This window comes from Rathayibacter sp. AY1B5, assembly GCF_002932795.1.
GTDB lineage: Bacteria > Actinomycetota > Actinomycetes > Actinomycetales > Microbacteriaceae > Rathayibacter.
The window spans coordinates 1-19,920 of the sequence record NZ_PSWM01000030.1 but is presented as its reverse complement, the minus strand read 5'-3'; the positions used below and the strand labels follow the sequence as shown (position 1 = coordinate 19,920).

Genomic DNA, 19,920 nt, shown 5'->3' with positions numbered 1-19,920 from the left:
GGGATATGTTGGGCACAACAACAATTCGGCGACGTCGCCGGAAAGGATTCGGATCCCATGTCCCTGACCCCCACCCGCGCCGACAAGTTCTCGTTCGGCCTCTGGACCATCGGCTACAACGGGACGGACCCGTTCGGCGGCCCGACCCGCGAGCCGCTCGACGTCGTCCACGCGGTCGAGAAGCTCGACGAGCTCGGCGCGTACGGCCTCACCTTCCACGACGACGACCTGTTCGCCTTCGGCTCCACCGACGCCGAGCGCCAGACCCAGATCGACCGCCTGAAGGGCGCTCTGGAGTCGACCGGCCTCATCGTGCCGATGGTCACCACGAACCTCTTCAGCGCCCCGGTCTTCAAGGACGGCGGCTTCACCTCGAACGACCGCGACGTCCGCCGCTTCGCACTGCGCAAGGTCCTCCGCAACATCGACCTCGCCGCCGAGCTGGGCGCGAAGACCTTCGTCATGTGGGGCGGCCGCGAGGGCGCCGAGTACGACGCCGCCAAGGACATCCGCGCCGCGCTCGAGCGCTACCGCGAGGCCGTCAACCTGCTCGGCGACTACGTCACCGACAAGGGCTACGACATCCGCTTCGCCATCGAGCCCAAGCCGAACGAGCCCCGCGGCGACATCCTGCTGCCGACGCTCGGGCACGCGATCGCGTTCATCGACTCCCTCGAGCGCCCCGAGCTCGTCGGCGTGAACCCCGAGGTCGGCCACGAGCAGATGGCGGGCCTGAACTTCACCGCCGGCATCGCCCAGGCGCTGTACCACGGCAAGCTCTTCCACATCGACCTCAACGGCCAGCGCGGCATCAAGTACGACCAGGACCTGGTCTTCGGCCACGGCGACCTGCACAACGCGTTCTCGCTCGTCGACCTCCTCGAGAACGGCGGCCCCGGTGGCGTCCCGGCCTACGACGGCCCCCGCCACTTCGACTACAAGCCCTCGCGCACCGAGGACGAGACCGGAGTCTGGGACTCGGCCGCCGCGAACATGCGCACCTACCTGCTGCTCAAGGAGCGCGCCGCGGCCTTCCGCGCCGACCCCGAGGTGCAGGAGGCGCTCGCCGCCGCGAAGGTCGCCGAGCTCTCGACCCCGACGCTGAACGAGGGCGAGTCGTACGACGACCTGCTCGCGGACGCCGCCTCGTACGAGTCGTTCGACACCGACGCCTACCTCGGCGGCAAGGGCTTCGGCTTCGTGCGCCTGCAGCAGCTGGCCACCGAGCACCTGCTCGGCGCCCGCGGCTGACCCGCACCCTCTGAGCCCGCGGTCCGCCGCGGGACGACCTGAGACGGACGAGATCCCCTGCACCCGCACGGGATCTCGTCCGTTCTCCTGCATCCGGCCCGGTTACGCACCGGACGCCCGAACCCGTACCCCCAACGAAAGAGGACAGCGATGACGCTCGTCGCAGGGATCGACTCGTCGACCCAGAGCTGCAAGGTGGTCGTCCGCGACCTCGACACCGGCACCGTGGTGCGCACCGGCCGGGCGAGCCACCCCGACGGCACCGAGGTCGACCCCGCCGCCTGGTGGGAGGCGCTGCAGCTCGCCCTCGCCGATGCCGGCGGACTCGACGACGTCGCCGCGATCTCGGTCGGCGGCCAGCAGCACGGCATGGTCGTCCTCGACGAGAGCGGCGTCGTCATCCGCCCCGCTCTGCTCTGGAACGACACCCGCAGCGCGCCGGCCGCCGCCGCGCTCATCGAGGAGCTCGGGGCCGAGGCCTGGGCGGAGCGCACCGGATCGGTGCCGGTCGCCTCCTTCACCGCTACCAAGCTCCGCTGGCTTCGCGACGCCGAGCCCGAGAACGCCGCCCGCGTCGCCGCCGTCGCGCTCCCCCACGACTGGCTGACCTGGCGCCTGCTCGGCTACGGCCCCGACTCCGCCCGCGGTCCGCGGCTCGACGCGCTCACGACCGACCGGTCCGACGCCTCCGGCACCTCGTACTGGGGAGCGGACGGCTACGACCTCGAGCTGCTCGAGCGCGCCCTCGGCCACCGCCCGCTGCTCCCCCGCGTGCTCGGTCCCTCGGAGGAGGCGGGCCGCACCGGGAGCGGACTCGTCGTCGGCCCCGGCGCGGGCGACAACGCGGGCGCCGCGCTCGGCCTCGGCGCCGGCCCCGGCGACGTGGTCGTCAGCATCGGCACGAGCGGCACCGTCTTCGCGGTCACGGACGACCCGGTGCGCGACGCCTCCGGGACCGTCGCCGGCTTCGCCGACGCGAGCGGGCGCTTCCTGCCGCTGGTCGCGACGCTCAACGCCGCGCGCGTGCTGGCCTCGACCGCGACCCTGCTCGGCAGCGACTTCGACGAGTTCGCCGCACTGGCGCTCGAGGCGGAGCCGGGTGCCGACGGCCTCGTGCTGGTCCCCTACTTCGAGGGCGAGCGCACGCCGAACCTGCCGGACGCGACGGCGAGCCTGCACGGGATGACCATCGCCTCGACCACGCGCCCGAACCTCGCCCGCGCGGCGATCGAGGGCATGCTCTGCGGATTGGCCGACGGCCTCGACGCCGTTCGCGCGCAGGGAGTGGAGGCGCGGCGCATCCTCCTGATCGGCGGAGCCGCGCAGAACCGCGCCGTGCAGCTCGCGGCCTCGCAGGTGTTCGACGTGCCCGTGCAGGTGCCGACGCCCGGCGAGTACGTGGCCGACGGTGCCGCCGTGCAGGCCGCCTGGGCGCTGACCGGATCCCGTCCGACGTGGACCGTCACCTCGGTGGCCGAGCCCGCGCCGGACCACCGGCCCGTGATCCGCGAGCAGTACGCGGCCGCCCGCGCCTGAGGATCCGGCCCCGGCCCTCATCCAGAGCCGGGGCCGCGCCGCAAGCCCCAGTGGACGGGGAGCGGAATCGCGCTACTCTCATTACTCAGCCAGCTGACTAATGGAGGAGCGACATGACCGCCACACGAACCCCCGACCGCGCCGACCGGATCCGCCAGGTCGTCGTCGCCGTGAGCGCGGTGCTCGCCCTCATCGGCTCGTTCATCGGCTCGGGCGCCGCGGGCGGCACCCAGATCCAGAACGCGGCCGGTGGCGCCCTGACCGCATCCTCCACCCCCATCGCCCCCGACGGCCCCGCCTTCGCGATCTGGAGCGTCATCTACACCGGCCTCATCGCCTACGCGATCTGGCAGTTCCTCCCCTCCCAGACCGCCCGCACCCGCCACCGCCGGCTGGGCTACTGGGCCGCCGCGAGCCTCCTCCTGAACGCCGCGTGGATCCTGGTCGTCCAGGACGGCTTCCTGACGCTCAGCGTCGTCGTGATCGCCCTGCTGCTCGCCGTGCTCGCGCGCATCTTCGTGATCCTCCGCACCACCCGCTCGGCCGGAGTGGTCGACGCGATCGTGACGGACGGCACCTTCGGGCTCTACCTCGGCTGGGTGTGCGTGGCCACGGCCGCGAACGTCACCGCCGGGCTCGTCGGCGCGGGAGTCGGCAGCGCGGACGGTCCGGGCGCCGCGGTCTGGGCGGTCGTCGTCCTCGCCGTCGCCGCGCTCGTCGGACTCCTGATCGCGGTCACCGGCCGCGGCCGCATCGCTCCGATGCTCTCGCTCGTCTGGGGTCTCTCCTGGGTCGCCGTCGGCCGCTTCGCCGGCGAGCTCGTCTCGGTCCCCGCCGGGATCGCCGCGCTGGTCGCCGCCGCCGTGGTGCTGGTGGTCACCCTCCTCGTCCGCGCCACCGCGGGACGCCGCGTCACCGCCTGACGCCCTGCACGACGAAGGCCGAGCGGCCGGAGCAGCCCTCGAGACGAGGACTCCGGCCGCTCGGCCTTCGTCGCGACGGTGATCAGGTGATCAGCGTGTCGACGTACTCCCGGTTCTCGTCCATCCACGCGGCGAGCGCGGCCGAGCGGTCGTCGGCCCCGTCGTTGAAGAGCGCGTTCTCGAGCGAGTAGAGCGTCTTCGAGTCCATCCGGAAGTCTCGGATCCAGCGGCTCATCGTCGGGTAGTCCGCGTCGAACGCGGCCGAGCCGAAGGAGTGGATCCCCTCCGCCTGGCCGAGCAGGCCCTTCGGGTCCTCGAGGTCCTTGACCGGGAACGCGTCGTAGGCCCAGTGCGGGCGCCAGAGCGTGACGGCGATGTTCTCGCCCGCGGCGGTCGCGCTCGAGAGCTCCTGGAGCATGGCGGGCGTCGATGAGGTGAGGTAGTCCATCCCCTCCAGGCCGTAGCCCGGGATGACGTCTTCGGTCGTCGTCTTGTTCAGTCCGGAGCCGGGCTCGATGCCGATCAGGCGGTTCCCGACGACGCCCGGGTCGGCGGCGAGCTCCTCGAGGGAGTCGATCGGGGCGTCCTCGTTGACCGCGATGGTCAGCTTCGCCTCGTCGTTCCACGCGCCCAGGTCGACGATCGAGTCGCCGTACTGCTCGACGTACCGGGCGTGGGTGAGCGGCAGCCAGGTGTCGAGGGCGAGGTCGTAGTCGCCGGTCGAGAGGCCCTGGAAGCCGGGGGCGACGTCGGCGTTCTGCAGGGTCACGTCGTAGCCCTGCTCCTCGAGCACCGCCTCCCACAGAGCGGCGACGGCGATCCCCTCGTCCCAGCCCTGGAACACGGCGACGGTCACGTCGGTGCGGTCGCCGTTGTCGACGGAGGCGGCGGTGGCGGGAGCGGCGAGGGCCGCGGCCCCGAGGGACGCGACCAGGCCGATCGAGACGACGCCGACGGCCGAGCGAGTCGCCACGACGGCGCGGCGGTTCTTCGCCCGGGCGACCCTCGCCGGCGAGGGCGAGCCCAGCGCGCCGGTCATCCGGTCGAGGACGACCGCGAGGATCACGACGGAGACGCCCGCCTCGAAGCCGAGCGCGACGTCGATCCGGTTGAGGCTCGCGACGACGTCGCCGCCCAGCCCTCCGGCGCCGACCATGCCCGCGATGACGACCATCGAGAGCGAGAGCATGATGACCTGGTTGAGGCCCGCCAGGATCGAGGGCAGCGCCAGCGGCAGCTGGATCTGGCGGAGGATCCGCCACTTCGAGGAGCCGAACGACTCCCCCGCCTCGACGAGCTCCGGGTCGACGCCGCGGATGCCCAGCTCGGTGAGCCGGACGCCCGGCGCCATCGCGAAGACGATGGTCGCGACGATGCCCGGCACCACTCCGACCCGGAACAGGATCAGCGCGGGGATCAGGTAGACGAAGGCCGGCATCGTCTGCATCAGGTCGAGCACGGGCCGGATGACCGCGGAGGCCGTGCGGTTGCGCGCGGCGAGCACGCCCAGCGGCACGCTCAGCGCGATGGCGATCACGGAGGCGACGAGCACCAGAGCGAGGGAGTCCATCGCGTTCTCCCACTGGTCGACCCCCACGATCAGCAGGAGCCCCACGGCGGTGCCGGCCGCGAAGACCCAGCCGCGGACGGCGAAGGCGAGCACGGCGAGGAAGGCGACGATCACCCAGAAGGGCGGCGTCGCGAGGACGAGGTCGACGCCGGAGTAGAGGGCGCCGAAGACGGTGCGCAGCAGGTCGAAGACCGGCTGGAAGGTCTGCGTGAGGACGTCGACGGCGCCCTCGGCGAGGGCGCCGAGCGGGAGGCGGAAGCCGAGATCGGTCATCGTGCACCCCCGTCCGTCGCGAGGACGGCGTCCTCGACGGGACCTCCGGTCGCGTGCAGAGTCGCGGTGACGACCTCGGTCGAGACGGTGGCGGGCGGCTCGATCACCGGGTGCTCGCCGGTGTGGGCGGGCACGTTGCCGAGCGCCGCGAGCAGGGTCACCCGCGGGATCGCTCCGAGCAGGCGCCCGTCGGCGTCGACCACGGCGACCGGCAGCGCCGACTCGACGGCGGGCTCGATGACCTCGCTGAGGGCGGTGTCCGGGCCGACGGTGACGACGTCGGAGGTGAGGACCGCCGAGAGGTCGCCGACGCTCCGCCGCACCTGCTCGATCACGTCGCGGTCGCGGACCGTGCCCAGCAGGCGGCGTCCGCCGCCGACCACGAACGCGGCCGAGGTCTGCAGGTCGCGCATGCTCCGCAGCGCGGCGCGGGGACCGGCCGCCAGGGTGACCACGGAGCGCGCGGGCTCCATCACGGCGGAGGCGGTGAGCACGCGGGCGCGGTCGACGTCCTGCACGAACTGGGCGACGTAGTCGTTCGCCGGGTCGGTGAGGATCTCCTCCGGAGTGCCGATCTGGACGATGCGGCCGTCGCGCATCACCGCGATGCGGTCGCCGAGGAACATGGCCTCGTTGAGGTCGTGCGTGATGAAGACGATGGTCTTGCCGAGCTCGTGCTGCAGCTCGATCAGCTGCTCCTGCATCTCGCGGCGGATCAGCGGGTCGAGCGCCGAGAACGCCTCGTCCATCAGCACGATGTCGGTGTCGGCGGCGAGCGCCCGGGCGAGGCCGACGCGCTGGCGCATGCCGCCGGAGAGCTCGTCGGGCATCTTCTCGTGCCAGCCGGCGAGACCGGCGCGCTCGACCGCGAGGAGGGCCCGCTCGCGGCGCTCGGCCGCGGGGACGCCCTGGATGTCGAGCGGGTACGCGACGTTGTCGAGCACGGTGCGGTGCGGGAGGAGCGCGAAGTGCTGGAACACCATCGACACCGACGAGCGGCGCACGCGGCGCAGCTCCGCCTCGGAGACGCCGGTGATGGTGGAGCCCTCGATCAGGACCTCGCCCGCGGAGGGCTCCTGGAGCCCGTTGAGCATGCGGATGAGGGTGGACTTCCCGGAGCCGGAGAGGCCCATCACGACGAAGATCTCGCCTCGGCGCACGGTGAAGGACGCGTCGATCACCGCGGCCGTGCCGAGTCCGGCGAGCTCGCCGCGGTCGACGCCCTCGCCCAGTCGGCGGACGACCTCGTCGGGCCTCCGGCCGAACACCTTGAAGAGGTGGCGAGCCTCGAGAGCCGGGGTCGCCGGATCGGCGCCCGCCTCGCTCCGGGGCTCGCTGATGGTCTGCTGGTTCTGGTGCACGTACACTCCGTCGGCGCGCAGGGACGACGCCCTGCGCTCATCTCGTGGTGCCGGGTCGGGAGCGTGGGACAGCCGTGCGTCGAGCCTCCGCGTGCGTCCCGCCGCTCAGCGCTGCAGGGGGTGGAGGCGAGAGCGTCCGAGGCGGCCTCGGGGCCGCCTCCACTCCCGTTGACCGTACGATCGCTGCGCGTCCTGGGGGACGCCGTGCGAGCGCGGACCGGTTCATCGGGGCCCGTGAGGACCGCCGACCACGGTAGCCGCGGAGCCGCCGAGGGGCAAACGTCGGACAATTGCGGAGGCGGGTCCGGGGGTGGTCACGACGCGACCGGGGCGCGCGGATGTGCTGGTCGGAGCTGGTTTCCGGACTGTTGCGCGATCGTTACCGTTGTGGCACGGCCGGCGGCGCTCGGTGGGGGCGGGTCTCGATGCACCCCTGCACGGCTGCTCGACCGGCGAGCGGGGCGAGGACGCCCGTGCCGCTCAGACGGTGGTCTCGCCCGCCGGGCCCGAGGGGGCCGCCGCGCCGACTCCGCTGACGGGCTCGCCCTGCCAGGACACGAGCGTCCACGCGTCGCCCGAGCCCTCGAGGACGACGACACCCGTGTTGTCGAGCAGATGGTCGGCGATGAAGCGCGCATCGAGGTCGAGGGAGCGCAGACCCGACCAGCAGCGGATGGCCGCACCGTGGCTGACCAGCGCGACGACCTCGTGCCCGAGCGACTCCGCCTCCGCCACCACCGCGTCGTAGCGCGCCGCGAACTCGTCGCCCGTCTCGCCGCCCGCGAGCCGGATCGACGTCTCGCCGCCGGCCCAGCGGAAGACCGTCCCCATGTACTCCTCGACCGCCGCCTCGTCGCCGCGCATCTCGAGCCCCGCGGCCGCGACCTCGCGGATGCCGTCGCGCTCGATCGGCTCGAGCCCGAGGGCCGCGGCGAGAGGGGCGGCCGTCTCATGGGTGCGGAGCATCGTCGAGACGAACAGCGCGCCGATCCCCTCGCCCGCGAGCTGACCGGGCAGCGCTGCGGCCTGGGTGCGGCCGAGGTCGGTGAGCCCGGGTCCGGGGATGCGGGTGTCGAGGAGGCCCGCCACATTGGAGGGGGTCTGGCCGTGGCGGATCAGGAGGAGGCGCATCCGTCCACGCTAACCGCGGAGGCTGGGCTTCCGGGGGGCGCGGTCGCGCCCGGTCCCGCCGTTGTGCGGCGAGTGCGGCGCTGCCACGATGTGCGGGGACGCTCCCGGACCGGGAGCCGCAGACGGACGGGACGGGCGGACATGGCCTCCGAAGACGGTTTCTCGAAGGACGAGCGCGCGGCGATGAAGCAGCGCGCGGCCGAGCTGCGGGCGGAGGCGAAGCGGCAGAAGAGCGCCGACAAGGCCGACGCCGATCGCAGGGACGCGGAGGCCGCGATCGCCGCGATGACCGACGAGGAGCGGCCGATCGCCCAGATGCTCCACGAGGTCGTCGGCGAGACCGCCCCCGATCTCCTCCCGAAGACCTGGTACGGCTTCCCCGCCTACGCGCGCTCGGACGGCAAGGCGATCGTCTTCTTCCAGCCCGGCGCGAAGTTCGGCACGCGCTACTCGACCCTCGGCTTCCAGGACGGCGCGCAGCTCGACGACGGCACGATCTGGCCGACCGCCTACGCCCTCGTCTCCGCCGACGACGAGACGCGCGCCGCCGTCACCGAGCTGGTCCGCCGCGCGGCCGGGGCCTGACCCCGTGGCCCACGTCTACGACGAGATCGACGAGAGCCTCTCCTCCTGGATCCACGAGCAGCCGATGTGGTTCGTCGCCACCGCACCCCTCGCCGCGGACGGGCACATCAACATGTCTCCGCGCGGCCACGACTCGTTCTCGATCCTCGGTGCGCGCCGCGTCGGCTGGGTCGACTACACGGGCAGCGGAGTCGAGACGATCGCGCACCTGCGCGAGAACGGGCGCGTGTGCCTGATGTTCGCGTCGTTCGGACCGCGTCCGCGCATCGTCCGCCTGCACGGCACCGGCTCCGTGCACCTGCCCGGGTCGGAGGCGTTCGCCGAGGTCGCGGAGCAGCACCCCGAGCACCCGAGCACCCGCGCGGTCGTCACCGTCGAGCTCACCCGCATCAGCGACGCGTGCGGCTGGGGCGTGCCGGTGATGGAGCCGGTCGGCGAGCGCGACCTGCTCCTCCTCCAGGCCGAGAAGAAGGGCCCCGACGGCATGGCCGAGTACCGCGCCACGCGGAACGCGGTCAGCATCGACGGGCTGCCGGGCTACCCGCAGGACTGAGCGGCGGGGCGCAGCGGCGGCACGGCGCGCACGAGCACGCCGACCGGCTCGAGCAGGGAGCCGCTCCCCCTCCGGCCGTGATTCTCAATCAGGTTTGTCAAGCCAGGGGGGTGGTCTGGCTCGCCTGTTCTTCCTTCTCTCCCAGCGTTTTTTGCCTGGAAGGCACGTAGTGCCGAGCAGGGTCGGAGGCGGGAGCGCAACCCGGAGGGCGGCGGAGGAGAGGTTGTCGGCGCGATGTGAGGGAGCGCAGCGACCGCGTGCCGAGAACCTCGGAGGAGCCGGCCGCGCAGCGGCTTGCGCGGACGCCGGAGGCCCGTACGCTGCCGAAGGCTTCCAGGCAAAATGCGCGCAGCGCACAGCACCGCGTCGACCGGAGGTCGGCGTCCATGTCAGTGCCCGCATCCGAGATCGTCTGCGCACCAGGAACGTGCTGCTCGATCGGGGTGCACGTGCGCTGTCTCTGTATGCAGCGCGTACCGCTGAGAAGCCGCATATCTCCGCGGAGCAGGCCGGTTCCGCCGCGCCACGGGTGCGAGCATGACCGTAGGAGGCCGGGATGCGTGACGCGGTGATGGTCGTCGAAGACGACGTCGAGATGGGCGAGCTCATCAAGCGGGGTCTTACCGGCGACGGCTACGACGTCGCCCTGTTCTCGAACGGGGTCGACGCGCTGAACGCGGCGCGCGACGCGGACTACGCCGCGGCGGTCCTCGACGTGATGCTCCCCGGCATGAGCGGCTTCGAGATCTGCCGGCATCTTCGCGCGAGCGGTGCCACGCTCCCGGTGATCCTGCTCACCGCCCGCGACGCACTGCAGGACCGGGTGTTCGGCCTGGACGCGGGGGCCGACGACTACCTCGCGAAGCCGTTCCACTTCGAGGAGCTCTCCGCCCGCCTCCGCGCGATGATCCGCCGCGAGCGCCTCACGAACCGCGCCCCGGTGGCGCTCGGGAACCTGCGCGTCGATCCGTACACGCACGCCGCGACGGTCGACGGCGCCGTGCTGTCCTTGAGTCCGAAGGAGTTCGGAGTGCTGCGCGTGCTCGCGGTCCGCGCCGGCGACTACGTGCCGCGGGAGGAGATCCTGCTCGAGGTGTGGGGGTCGGCGGAGTTCGTGGACCACAACATCGCGGAGCAGTACATCAGCTACCTCCGCCGCAAGCTGGCCGCGGGCGGTGCGTCGGTCGAGATCCTCACCCGACGGGGTGCGGGCTACCGGCTCGGGGTGACGCCGTGAGGTGGCGGACTCTGTCGATCCGGGTGCGGATCACGGTGTCGAGCCTGCTGGTCGCGATGCTGTTCTTCGGGATCGTCGCGGTCGTCGTCCGTGAGCAGCTCGACCACATCCTCGACGCCTCCACGATCGAGCTGGTCCGCTCGGGAGCGTCGCAGGCGCTGATCGAGGAGAGCCGCGACACCGCCGAGGCCGTCGTCGGCGGCGTCAGCACGACGCTCCTGATCGCCCTCGCGATCCTGTTCGTCGCGTTCGCCGCCACCTCCTGGCTCCTCGTCGGCCTCGCGCTGCGACCCGTCGGCCGGATGCGCGCGATCGCCGACCGGCTGCGCCACGGCCGCTCCACCGAGCTCCTCCCCGTCGGGCCCGCTCGCGACGAGCTCTCCGACCTCGCCTCGACCCTGAACGCGCTGATCGCGGACCTGCGGGAGTCGGCGGACCGGGAGCGGCGGCTCGTCGCCGACGCGAGCCACGAGCTGCGCACTCCGCTCGCCGCCCTGCGCACCCGCCTCGAGCTGGCCGAGCGGGTCCGCGACGACCCGGCGGCCCTCTACGCCGACGTCGTCGACGCGCGCCGCTCGATCGACCGCCTGCAGTCCCTGACGGACGGGCTGCTGATCCTGTCGAAGATCGACGCCGGCACCGTCACGGGCGACGCCTCGTCGTCGGCTCTCCGCGAGGAGGTGACCGGCAGCGTCGACCGCATCAGGATGCTCGCCCGCGACCGGGACCTCGCGATCGACTTCGTCGCTCCCGTGTCGGCTCACGCCGCCCGGTACCCCGTCTCGCCGACCGACTTCGGCCGGATCCTGGACAACCTGCTCTCCAACGCCGTCGCCGCGACGCCGGACGGCGGCAGTATCACCGCGACCCTGGTCGAGCGCCCCGGAGAGGCCGTCCTCTCCGTGGACGACGACGGACCCGGTGTCCCGGAGGCGTTCCTCGCCGTCGCGACCGACCGCTTCACCCGTCCCGACGCCGCCCGCTCCCGGGACGGCGGCGCCGGTCTCGGGCTCGCCATCGTCGCCGGGCTCAGCCGGGCCGCCGGCGGCGAGCTCCGGCTCCGCAACCTCGTCCCCCACGGCTTCGGCGCGGAGGTCCGCATCCCCGCGACCCGCCCCGGCCCGAGCTCTCGCTAGGAGAACCGATGATCGACCCCCAATCCCTCCTCGACGGCGCCGGCCCCTGGGCCATCGCCCTGGTCTGCCTGATCGCCTTCGTCGAGACGGGCCTCCTGATCGGGTTCTTCCTCCCGGGCGACACCCTGCTCTTCTTCACCGGCGTCTTCGTCGCGACCGGGGTGATCTCGCTCCCGGTGCCGCTGGTGATCCTGATGGTCGCCGCCTCCGCCTTCCTCGGCGACCAGCTCGGGTTCGTCATCGGCCGCGCGAGCGGGCCGCGGATCTTCGAGCGCAAGGACAGCGGGCTGTTCAGCCGCTCGAGCGTGGCGCGCACCCAGTCGTTCTTCGACCGCTTCGGCGGCTGGGCGGTCACGATCGCCCGCTTCGTCCCGGTCGTCCGGACCTTCGCCCCTGTCGCCGCCGGCGTCGGGAAGATGCACTACGCCCACTTCGTCGGCTTCAACGCCCTCGGTGCGGCCGTCTGGTCCACCGGCGTGATCCTGCTCGGCTTCTTCCTCGGACAGATCCCCGGCGTCGCGGACTTCGTCGGGAAGTACATCGACATCGTCCTCGTCGGCATCGTCGTGATCAGCGTCGCCGGGATCGCCCTCACCTACTGGCGGCAGAAGAACCGCGCCGGCCGCGACGCCTGAGCCCTGCGCTCAGGGGGTCGCCGTGACGGCCGCGCGCGGTCGGCGGAGCGCGATCACCGCGACCAGCAGCAGGAACACCGCGAGGGCCGCGAGCGTGACCGGGCCGGTGCCCAGGCCCAGGCCCTTCTGGGCGACGGGATCCGCGAGCCAGTCGCAGACCGACGCCCCGAGCGGACGCGTGACGACGTAGGCGGACCAGAACGCGAGGACCGCGTTCCTCCCCGTGAACCGGTGCGCGAGCGCCGGGACAGCGATGATCGCCGCGAACAGGACCGCGGACGGCAGATAGCCGAAGCCGAGGGTCGAGGCGGTCAGGTCCCCGGCGGCCGTGCCGAGCGCGAAGGTCCCGGAGACGGCGAGCCAGTAGAACAGGGCCCGGCGCGGTGTCGTGATCGAGTGGATCGACAGGGTCCGCTCGACTCGCCACCACAGGGCGAAGACCGCGGCGAGCGCGATCGCGAACCCGAGGGTCGAGACGAGGTACGGGACGCCGGCGACGACGTGCAGCACGTCGGCGGCCATCGTGCCGAAGACACTCACCATCAGTACTGCCAGCCAGTACACCCAGGGGATGTACCGGCGGACCGCGAACTGCAGCCCGAGGGCCGCGAGGAACGCGAGACCGGTCGCGCCGACCACGATCACCGGGTCGAAGGCGGTCGCGAGGAAGTCGGACGCCGTCTCGCCCATCCCGGTGGTCAGCACCTTGAGGATCCAGAACAGCGCCGTCGCCTCGGGCACGGTGGAGGCGGCGTAGCGGCCGGCGAAGACACCGCCGCGGGGTCGAGGGAGCGGTGCAGCGAGGTGCGTCATCCCGCCATGCTCGAGGAGCGTGCGGTGTCGGCAGCTGGGGTGTTCGCCGGGGTCGTTGAAGATGCACACAGCGACCCGGATTCCGGCCGAGCACGGCCGTCGCGATCCCTACTCTCGGAAGCGCTCGCGGGATCCCCCGCGACTCCTCTCCGACCGGAACGGACCCGATGGACATCCTCCAGGCGATCATCCTCGGCATCATCGAGGGGCTGACCGAGTTCCTCCCGGTCTCCAGCACCGGGCACCTCACCATCGCCGAGAAGCTGATGGGCCTCCGCGTCGACGACGTCGGGGTGACCGCGTTCACCGCGATCATCCAGATCGGTGCGATCGCCGCAGTGCTCCTGTACTTCCGGAAGGACATCGCCGAGCTCGCCACCGCGTGGTTCGTCGGGCTGCGGCACCCGTCGCAGCGCAAGCGGACGAACTACCGGATCGCCTGGTACGTGATCCTCGGGTCGATCCCGATCGGGATCATCGGGTTCCTTGGGAAGGACCTCATCAGCGGAGGCCTGCGCAATCTGTGGGTCGTCGTCGCGGCGCTGCTCGGCTGGAGCGTCGTGATGCTCGTCGCCGAACGCGTCGGCGCTCAGACCAAGGACCGTCGCGCGATCACCCGGAAAGACGCGGTCATCATCGGCCTCGTGCAGTGCATCGCGCTGATCCCCGGCGTCTCTCGTTCCGGAGCGACCATCAGCGGAGGCCTGTTCCGCGGGCTCGATCGAGTGACCGCGACGAAGTTCGCGTTCTACCTCTCCATCCCCGCACTCACCGCCGCCGGCGCCTACGAAGCGGCCACGGCCGCGTCCGAGGTCAGTGCGAGCGTCGGCTGGATCCCGACCCTCGTCGCGACCGTCGTCTCGTTCTTTGTCGCGTACGCGTCGATCGCGTGGCTGCTCCGGTACGTCGCGGGCCACGGCTTCGGCGTCTTCGTCGGGTACCGCGTCGCCCTGGCCCTCGTCGTGTCCGGGCTGCTGCTCACCGGGACGATCGCGGCCAGCTGACCCGATTGCCCGACGGGAGTCCTACCGGACACACTGGACGGCGACGCCCGCCACCTCGTCCGCCACCCTTGCGAAAGGCCGTCCTGTGCAGTGGAATCTCGAAGTCGTGCCCGTCAGCGTCGAGGACGTCGACCGGGCGAAAGCGTTCTACGCCGACCAGGTCGGGTTCCACCTCGACCTCGACGTGCGGATCAGCGACGAGATGCGCATCGTGCAGCTCACCCCGCCCGGCTCGCACAGCAGCATCCAGCTCAAGACCGGCCCCACCCGCCTGGAAGGGCTGCAGCTCGTCGTCGACGACATCGACGCAGCCCGTGCCGAACTCGCCGAGCGCGGCGTGGACGTCAGCCCGGTGTCGTATTTCGAGGACGGGGTCCGGCTCGAGGGCCGCGGCGGGGAGTGGAACTCGTTCGTCTTCTTCACCGACCCCGACGGCAACACCTGGGTCATTCAGGAACGCCCATCGACCAGCTGACTCCGGCGGTCGTGGTCGCGGCGGTCGCGATCTGCGCGGCAGTCTCCGTGGCCGCACTCCGCACGTTCGGGGTCGTCTCGTTCGCGCGGCCGGCGCTGGCGATCCTCCGTGGGGCTGTTCAGCTCGGGGTGCTCGCGGTGATCCTCTCGGGAGTCATCGCGGACATCCGCTGGGTCCTGCTCTTCCTGGTCGTCATGTGCGGTGCCGCGGTGCTCACCGCGGCCGGCCGCCTCGGACGCTCCCGGCGCACGGTCCTCGCCGTCACCGCGGCGATGGCGGCCGGCGTCGCGGTGAGCGCCGGGATCGTCTTCGGTCTCGGGGCCGTCCCGTTCACTGGCCGCTACGTCCTCGCGGTCGGCGGGATCCTCATCGGCGGCGCGATGACCGTCGCGACCGTCACCGGCCGAGCGCTGGCCGCGACGCTCGCCGACCGCTGGGACCAGGTCGAGGGCTGGCTGGCTCTCGGCGCCCGGCCGCGGCAGGCCACGCTCGGCCTGGCGCGAGAGGCGGCCTGGACCGGGCTCGTGCCGCTGACCGACCAGACGAGGACCACGGGGCTCGTCGTCCTGCCCGGCGCGTTCATCGGCGCCGTCTTCGGCGGACTCTCGCCCGTGGCGGCGGGCGTCTTCCAGATCGTCGTGCTCGCGGGCCTGATCGCATCCGGGTCGATCGTCGCCGTCGTGCTCCTGACGATCCTCCGCGGCGACGTCGCCAGGCCTCGACCCTGACGAGCCGTCAGCTGAGGGCCCGCCGTCGGGCGATGCGGCGCCGGAGGGGCGGCGGTGACGACGCGCGCTCGGTGTGCAGCCGGACCGCGAGCGGCGCCCAGACGATCAGCGCCACTCCGGCGCCCAGGAGCAGTCCGCCGACGGTGTCGGAGATCCAGTGCGCTCCGAGGTAGGTGCGGCTGAGCATCATCGCGACCGTGTAAAGGGCTCCGGCGATGCGGACCCACCACAGCGGGAAGACGATCGCGAGGACCATCGCGGTCGTGGCGGCGTTCGCGCTGTGGCCGGAGGGGAACGAGCCGAAGTCGGCGTTCACGAGGATCTCCAGCGGCCGCGGACGACCGACAGCGTTCTTGAGGATCTGCACCAGCAGCCCGCTCAGCGGCGCGGCGATCGCGAAGTACGTCGCCGCCCACCGACCCCGCCAGACCAGCAGCCACACGAACACGACGAGCGGAATCACGATCGTGCCGACGATCCCGCCGCCGAGGCTGTTCATCACCAGCGACGGCACCAACCAGAACGTCGACCGGTGCTCGATGATCTCGTTCATCCACGCGGTGTCGAACCCGAACGGCTTGTCGTGCTCCCGGTAGAAGATCAGCGCGGCCAGAAGTCCCGTGAGCAGCACCGCGAGGCCCGCCGAGATCAGCGGCCAGCGTCGCGCCGCCCGATAGGCGATCGCACCGTCTGTCGCGGGTTCCCGGTTCGGCATCAGTGTCGTCCTCGTCTCCCGACGCGGAGCGCGCCGAAGGAGTTCACGCTACGAACGAGCGGCCTGTGGCGGCGGAGGATTCCCCTGCATCCGTTGTGAAAGCACAGAACCTCAGCCCCTCAGCCGGGCATCGACCTGAACGCGTTCGGGAGCTCCGGGTCGTTGTGAGCAAACACAACACAGCACGGCGCATCCCGAGCCGCCGCCCCCGTCCCGGCTGCGACTCTGCGGGCATGGACACTTCAACGACGACGACCCGCTTCCCGGTGCACCGGCTGCTCAGCAAGGTCCCCGAGGTCACGATCTGGTTCTGGATCATCAAGATCCTCTGCACCACCGTCGGCGAGAGCTTCGCCGACTGGATCGACATGGTTCTCGGCGTCGGCCTCATCACGACCGCCGTGATCTTCATCATCGTCACCGCAGTCGTGCTCGCGATCCAGATGCGGCTGCGCCGCTACCTGCCCGCCGCGTACTGGCTGACCGTCGTCGTCATGAGCGTCACCGGCACCCTGCTCACCGACATCCTCACTGACCAGCTCGGCGTGCCCCTCTGGGCCAGCTCCCTCGTCTTCTCCGTGCTGCTCGCGATCGTGTTCAGCGTCTGGTACTCGAAGGAGCGCACCCTCTCCATCCACAGCATCGACACCACCCCGCGCGAGGCGTTCTACTGGCTCACCGTCCTCGTCACCTTCGCGCTCGGCACCGCCCTCGGCGACTGGACCCTCGAGCTCACCGGCTGGGGCCCCGGCGTCTCGATCCTCCTGCCCCTCGCCCTGATCGCCATCGTCACGGGCCTCTGGCGCTACGGAGCGAACCCCGTCCTCGCGTTCTGGATCGCCTACATCCTCACCCGCCCCCTCGGCGCCAACATCGGCGACTGGCTCGGCCTCTCCCCCGACGAGCAGGGCCTCGGGCTCGGCACCTTCGTCACCAGCATCATCTTCCTGCTCGCGATCCTCGCAACGGTCGTGTACCTCTCCCTCAGCAGGGCCGACGTCGACAAGGGCACGGCCGAGCACCACACCCCGCCCGTCGCTCGGGAGCGACGCTCGCTCGTCGCGTTCGCGGTCCTCGCCGTCGCTGTCGTCGGACTGCTCGCCTTCACCAACAGCCAGCCGCACACCACCCCGGCACCCGAAGGCGCGGCCCCGGCCTGCGACACGTCGGGAACACTGTCCGCAGCCGACGCAGAGGCGTCGGTGCAGACCGACTTCCCGACCGCCGACGTGCAGAACTTCCAGACGATCGCCGCCGACACCCTCGCCCTCGTCACCAGCGGCGACCAGGCCGGCGCGAAAGCCCGAGCCACCGACCTCGAGACCGCCTGGGACGACGCGGAGCCCGCACTGAGCGCCGCGAACTGCCAGACCTGGACCTACGTCGACCAGCAGATCGACCCCGTCCTCTCCTCCGTCCGCTCCAGCAGCCCCGACCCGGCCGCCGAGACGACGAGCATCCAGGAGCTGCTGACCACCCTCGCCGGGAAGTAGAAAGGCCGGAGCGAGAGACCTCCTCTTCCACGAACCGCCCCCGGTGCCCCGCTTCCCTCCCTGGGACGCTGGGACGCCGGGGGCGTTCTGCGTCCAGCCGGTCGACGCCCTTCCGCCTCGGACACCGAAGTGTCGAGGCCGGCTCTATCCCGTTACCCCGACGACGACCGGACGAGGAGCACTCCGGCGCAGTAGCTGCGCACCGAAGAGCGTCCCGACCACGACGAGGTACCCGAGCCAGGCGGCGAAGCGGGCGGCGCTGGGATCGGGCGCGACGTTGAAGATTCCTGCCAGGACGACCCCGTACCAGCTCGTCGGCGGGATGAGCGACGATATGTCGAACAGTGCATTCCCCTCTCCGGAGATGAGGCCGGCCTCCTGGAAATCGTGCACGGCGTAGCCGAGCACGCCCGCCGCGACGATCACCAGGAACCATCCAGTCCACGCGAAGAAGCGGCCCAGATCGATCCGGACGAAGCCGAACGACAGGACGACGGCGAGGACCGCCGCCGTGAGCAGACCGAGGACCGCGCCCCACGCCGCGGCTCCAGCGTCCTGATTCGAAGACACGGCCGCCCACAGGAAGAGTGCCGTCTCGACGCCCTCACGCGCGACGCTCACGAAGCCGAGGACCGCGACCCCGAGAGCACCGCCCGCGATCGCTACTCGTCCCTCGAGATCGCCCTTCAGGGTGCGGGCGTTGCGCGCCATCCAGAAGATCATCCACGTCACCAGAGCCACCGACAGGACCGACAGCGTCCCACCGAGGATCTCCTTCGCCTGAAAACTGAGACCGTACGGACCCCACGTCAGCGCCGCGCCAACTCCGAGCGAGACGGCGATCGCGAAAGCGACGCCGAGCCACAATGCAGGGATCAGGTGCCGGCGGCCGGTTTTCGTCAGCGCGGCGATCAGGATGCCGGCAACGATGCCCGCTTCGAGGCCCTCCCGAAGAGCGATCAGATAATTCGAAAGCACGCAGCATCACCTTTCACCGGAAGTTTGGTGAGGCTTACCTTAGAAATTGACGCTGCCATTGGAGCTGGCACGCCGCCGTGAACCGCTGTACATCCACACAACGGCTTTCGACCTGTTTTCGCCTCGAATGCCTTGCATCTCACCGATGTTCGCGTCGGTTTCGTGCATCGACGGCATAGCGCACCGCGCGTCGTTGCGGCGTCATCGTGGAGAACCACCCGGCGCGACGACCGGGGGCTTGAGCGGAGGCAAGGCCCGCAGCTTCAGTGATGCGGAACCGGCGGGGTCTGTGGGTGGAGGGCTGTAACGGGTCTGGTCACGAAACATCGCCCAGATCACGTTGATTCGTCGCCGAGCGAGAGCGATCAGTGCTTGCTTGTGAGACTTGCCTTCCTGTCGCTTGCGTTCGTAGAACGAGCGGGAGACTGGGCAGTTTCTCGAGGCTATGAATGCCGCCTGGAAGCAGGCGTTCAGCAGACGTCGGTCGTCGCGGCGGGGCCGGTGGCTCCCCCGAAGACCAGCAGGGAGCGCCCGGTCGTGACGGTCCAGGTCTGCACGAGCGCGGTGAGGACGGAGAAGACGGCGACGATGAGCAGGACCGCCCTGGCCACCCGGAACACGCGCGGCCGCTCCCGGACCGGTCCGCTGGGGATGACACTCGTCATGGCGCGCTCCTTATCGATCGTCGATGTTATCGAGTATCGATACCACGCACGCCGGGCCGCCGATGTCGAGCCGCCGCGCACCGACCGAGGAGACGGCAAGAGGGGTGGTTGCCCGAGGCGAGGAGCCCGATCTAGCGTGGAGGGATGTCGGATGCGAGGGAGCGCGCCGCCCGGTACCGGGCCGGCGCAGCGGGCGAGGAGGAGTCGGAGCAGCCCGCCCTGCCGGAGGATCCGCTCGAGCGGGCGGCGTTCGTCGAGACGGCGATCCAGCTCGCGATCCGCCGCGGCGACTTCGACGACCTGCCGGGATCGGGGAAGCCGCTCCCGGACCTGGGCGCGGCCCACGACCCGGACTGGTGGATCCGCCGCAAGATCGAGCGCGAGAACCTCACCGGGATCGGCCCGGCCGCCTTCCTCCTCCGCGCCGAGGACCGCGCACTCGACGAGCGCCTCGACCGGCTGCACCGCGAGGAGGAGGTGCGCGCCGAGCTCGCCGACTTCAACACGCGGGTGATCGAGGCGCGCCGCCAGCTTCTGGGCGGGCCGCCCGTCGTCACCCCGCTCCGCGACGTCGACGACGAGGTCGCCGCCTGGTCGCAACGGCGCGCCGATCGCGCCGCCGCGGCCGAGGCCCGGGCGGCCGCCGAGCCGGAGCGGCCCCGCCGCTGGTGGTCGCGGCGGCGCTGACGTCCCCGGAAACCGGACAGACCTGCCCCTCTCACTGGGGCCCCGCTTCGGGGAACCGAGCGGGAGCGCGCCTCCGAATCATGCGTACACATCGAGTCGACCGGAGTCCGCATGCTCACGACCACCCCCGCACGAAGGCGCTCACTCCACCGGAGCTCGTGCCGATGGCCG

At 71.5% G+C, this 19,920-nt stretch carries 20 protein-coding genes; 13 read left to right on the top strand and 7 right to left on the bottom strand.

What is annotated here, in order from left to right; all coding sequences use genetic code 11:
- Positions 1-57: 57 nt before the first annotated feature.
- From xylA to C5D44_RS15545, 3 genes are all read left to right on the top strand, one after another.
- The gene (gene xylA, locus C5D44_RS15555) at positions 58-1,251 is read left to right on the top strand and encodes a xylose isomerase (RefSeq protein ID WP_104282191.1); all 1,194 of its coding nucleotides are present in this window, start codon (positions 58-60) and stop codon (positions 1,249-1,251) included.
- A 150-nt stretch (positions 1,252-1,401) separates the two neighbouring features.
- Entirely contained in the window at positions 1,402-2,787 is a 1,386-nt protein-coding gene (gene xylB / locus C5D44_RS15550) for a xylulokinase (RefSeq protein ID WP_104282190.1), read from the top strand.
- A 113-nt stretch (positions 2,788-2,900) separates the two neighbouring features.
- Positions 2,901-3,710 carry a tryptophan-rich sensory protein gene (locus C5D44_RS15545; protein WP_104282189.1) on the top strand — a complete coding sequence of 270 codons (810 nt, stop codon included), beginning with the start codon at positions 2,901-2,903 and terminating at the stop codon, positions 3,708-3,710.
- Between the two features lie 82 nt (positions 3,711-3,792).
- Here the strand turns inward: C5D44_RS15545 and C5D44_RS18675 are convergent, their stop codons facing one another.
- The 3 genes from C5D44_RS18675 to C5D44_RS15530 all read right to left on the bottom strand — a co-directional run bounded on the left by C5D44_RS18675 (position 3,793) and on the right by C5D44_RS15530 (position 8,045).
- On the bottom strand, positions 3,793-5,553 hold the full coding sequence (locus C5D44_RS18675; protein ID WP_104282188.1) for an ABC transporter permease/substrate binding protein: 1,761 nt from the start codon (positions 5,551-5,553) through the stop codon (positions 3,793-3,795).
- Entirely contained in the window at positions 5,550-6,914 is a 1,365-nt protein-coding gene (locus tag C5D44_RS15535; protein ID WP_258068014.1) for a glycine betaine/L-proline ABC transporter ATP-binding protein, read from the bottom strand. The genes C5D44_RS18675 and C5D44_RS15535 overlap by 4 nt, the downstream gene beginning before the upstream one ends.
- A gap of 480 nt (positions 6,915-7,394) precedes the next feature.
- Positions 7,395-8,045, bottom strand: a complete 651-nt coding sequence (locus C5D44_RS15530) for a histidine phosphatase family protein (protein ID WP_104282187.1) — start codon at positions 8,043-8,045, stop codon at positions 7,395-7,397.
- A gap of 141 nt (positions 8,046-8,186) precedes the next feature.
- On the opposite strand from C5D44_RS15530, the gene C5D44_RS15525 reads away from it, so the two are divergent.
- The 5 genes from C5D44_RS15525 to C5D44_RS15505 all read left to right on the top strand — a co-directional run bounded on the left by C5D44_RS15525 (position 8,187) and on the right by C5D44_RS15505 (position 12,191).
- Positions 8,187-8,630 carry a hypothetical protein gene (locus C5D44_RS15525; protein WP_104277775.1) on the top strand — a complete coding sequence of 148 codons (444 nt, stop codon included), beginning with the start codon at positions 8,187-8,189 and terminating at the stop codon, positions 8,628-8,630.
- A 4-nt stretch (positions 8,631-8,634) separates the two neighbouring features.
- The gene (locus C5D44_RS15520) at positions 8,635-9,183 is read left to right on the top strand and encodes a pyridoxamine 5'-phosphate oxidase family protein (RefSeq protein WP_104282186.1); all 549 of its coding nucleotides are present in this window, start codon (positions 8,635-8,637) and stop codon (positions 9,181-9,183) included.
- Positions 9,184-9,739: 556 nt separating this feature from the next.
- On the top strand, positions 9,740-10,420 hold the full coding sequence (locus tag C5D44_RS15515) for a response regulator transcription factor (RefSeq protein ID WP_104282185.1): 681 nt from the start codon (positions 9,740-9,742) through the stop codon (positions 10,418-10,420).
- Entirely contained in the window at positions 10,417-11,556 is a 1,140-nt protein-coding gene (locus C5D44_RS15510; protein WP_146088070.1) for a HAMP domain-containing sensor histidine kinase, read from the top strand. Before C5D44_RS15515 ends, C5D44_RS15510 begins: the two co-directional genes overlap by 4 nt.
- Before the next feature lie 8 nt (positions 11,557-11,564).
- Positions 11,565-12,191, top strand: a complete 627-nt coding sequence (locus tag C5D44_RS15505) for a DedA family protein (protein WP_104282183.1) — start codon at positions 11,565-11,567, stop codon at positions 12,189-12,191.
- 9 nt (positions 12,192-12,200) lie between these two features.
- On the opposite strand, the gene C5D44_RS15500 is transcribed toward C5D44_RS15505, so the two are convergent.
- Positions 12,201-13,004: a hypothetical protein gene (locus tag C5D44_RS15500; RefSeq protein WP_104282182.1), complete on the bottom strand. Its 804-nt coding sequence runs from the start codon at positions 13,002-13,004 to the stop codon at positions 12,201-12,203.
- A gap of 167 nt (positions 13,005-13,171) precedes the next feature.
- On the opposite strand from C5D44_RS15500, the gene C5D44_RS15495 reads away from it, so the two are divergent.
- From C5D44_RS15495 to C5D44_RS15485, 3 genes are all read left to right on the top strand, one after another.
- Positions 13,172-14,008 carry an undecaprenyl-diphosphate phosphatase gene (locus C5D44_RS15495; protein ID WP_104282181.1) on the top strand — a complete coding sequence of 279 codons (837 nt, stop codon included), beginning with the start codon at positions 13,172-13,174 and terminating at the stop codon, positions 14,006-14,008.
- 85 nt (positions 14,009-14,093) lie between these two features.
- A complete protein-coding gene (locus C5D44_RS15490) occupies positions 14,094-14,483 on the top strand; it encodes a VOC family protein (RefSeq protein WP_104276676.1) in 390 nt (129 codons plus the stop codon).
- Positions 14,484-14,494: 11 nt separating this feature from the next.
- Complete coding sequence (locus C5D44_RS15485) at positions 14,495-15,211, top strand: ABC transporter permease (RefSeq protein WP_308470813.1); 717 nt, start codon at positions 14,495-14,497, stop codon at positions 15,209-15,211.
- Positions 15,212-15,218: 7 nt separating this feature from the next.
- On the opposite strand, the gene C5D44_RS15480 is transcribed toward C5D44_RS15485, so the two are convergent.
- A complete protein-coding gene (locus tag C5D44_RS15480) occupies positions 15,219-15,926 on the bottom strand; it encodes a phosphatase PAP2 family protein (RefSeq protein WP_104282180.1) in 708 nt (235 codons plus the stop codon).
- A 233-nt stretch (positions 15,927-16,159) separates the two neighbouring features.
- On the opposite strand from C5D44_RS15480, the gene C5D44_RS15475 reads away from it, so the two are divergent.
- Entirely contained in the window at positions 16,160-17,419 is a 1,260-nt protein-coding gene (locus tag C5D44_RS15475) for a hypothetical protein (protein ID WP_104282179.1), read from the top strand.
- A 144-nt stretch (positions 17,420-17,563) separates the two neighbouring features.
- On the opposite strand, the gene efeU is transcribed toward C5D44_RS15475, so the two are convergent.
- Together efeU and C5D44_RS15460 are read right to left on the bottom strand one after the other, a co-directional pair.
- Complete coding sequence (gene efeU / locus C5D44_RS15470) at positions 17,564-18,397, bottom strand: iron uptake transporter permease EfeU (RefSeq protein ID WP_104282178.1); 834 nt, start codon at positions 18,395-18,397, stop codon at positions 17,564-17,566.
- Positions 18,398-18,867: 470 nt separating this feature from the next.
- On the bottom strand, positions 18,868-19,062 hold the full coding sequence (locus tag C5D44_RS15460; RefSeq protein WP_104282177.1) for a hypothetical protein: 195 nt from the start codon (positions 19,060-19,062) through the stop codon (positions 18,868-18,870).
- Positions 19,063-19,206: 144 nt separating this feature from the next.
- On the opposite strand from C5D44_RS15460, the gene C5D44_RS15455 reads away from it, so the two are divergent.
- A complete protein-coding gene (locus C5D44_RS15455) occupies positions 19,207-19,749 on the top strand; it encodes a DUF1992 domain-containing protein (protein ID WP_104282176.1) in 543 nt (180 codons plus the stop codon).
- Positions 19,750-19,920: the final 171 nt, after the last annotated feature.

What these genes read in the sequence shown, in the direction of transcription:
- C5D44_RS15515 (WP_104282185.1), top strand. Translation starts at nt 9,740, where the DNA reads ATGCGTGACGCGGTGATGGTCGTCGAAGACGACGTCGAGATGGGCGAG.
- C5D44_RS15530 (WP_104282187.1), bottom strand. Translation starts at nt 8,045, where the DNA reads ATGCGCCTCCTCCTGATCCGCCACGGCCAGACCCCCTCCAATGTGGCG.
- C5D44_RS15480 (WP_104282180.1), bottom strand. Translation starts at nt 15,926, where the DNA reads ATGCCGAACCGGGAACCCGCGACAGACGGTGCGATCGCCTATCGGGCG.
- C5D44_RS15525 (WP_104277775.1), top strand. Translation starts at nt 8,187, where the DNA reads ATGGCCTCCGAAGACGGTTTCTCGAAGGACGAGCGCGCGGCGATGAAG.
- C5D44_RS15500 (WP_104282182.1), bottom strand. Translation starts at nt 13,004, where the DNA reads ATGACGCACCTCGCTGCACCGCTCCCTCGACCCCGCGGCGGTGTCTTC.
- C5D44_RS18675 (WP_104282188.1), bottom strand. Translation starts at nt 5,553, where the DNA reads ATGACCGATCTCGGCTTCCGCCTCCCGCTCGGCGCCCTCGCCGAGGGC.
- C5D44_RS15505 (WP_104282183.1), top strand. Translation starts at nt 11,565, where the DNA reads ATGATCGACCCCCAATCCCTCCTCGACGGCGCCGGCCCCTGGGCCATC.
- C5D44_RS15460 (WP_104282177.1), bottom strand. Translation starts at nt 19,062, where the DNA reads ATGACGAGTGTCATCCCCAGCGGACCGGTCCGGGAGCGGCCGCGCGTG.
- C5D44_RS15495 (WP_104282181.1), top strand. Translation starts at nt 13,172, where the DNA reads ATGGACATCCTCCAGGCGATCATCCTCGGCATCATCGAGGGGCTGACC.
- xylB (WP_104282190.1), top strand. Translation starts at nt 1,402, where the DNA reads ATGACGCTCGTCGCAGGGATCGACTCGTCGACCCAGAGCTGCAAGGTG.
- C5D44_RS15455 (WP_104282176.1), top strand. Translation starts at nt 19,207, where the DNA reads ATGTCGGATGCGAGGGAGCGCGCCGCCCGGTACCGGGCCGGCGCAGCG.
- C5D44_RS15545 (WP_104282189.1), top strand. Translation starts at nt 2,901, where the DNA reads ATGACCGCCACACGAACCCCCGACCGCGCCGACCGGATCCGCCAGGTC.
- xylA (WP_104282191.1), top strand. Translation starts at nt 58, where the DNA reads ATGTCCCTGACCCCCACCCGCGCCGACAAGTTCTCGTTCGGCCTCTGG.
- C5D44_RS15475 (WP_104282179.1), top strand. Translation starts at nt 16,160, where the DNA reads ATGGACACTTCAACGACGACGACCCGCTTCCCGGTGCACCGGCTGCTC.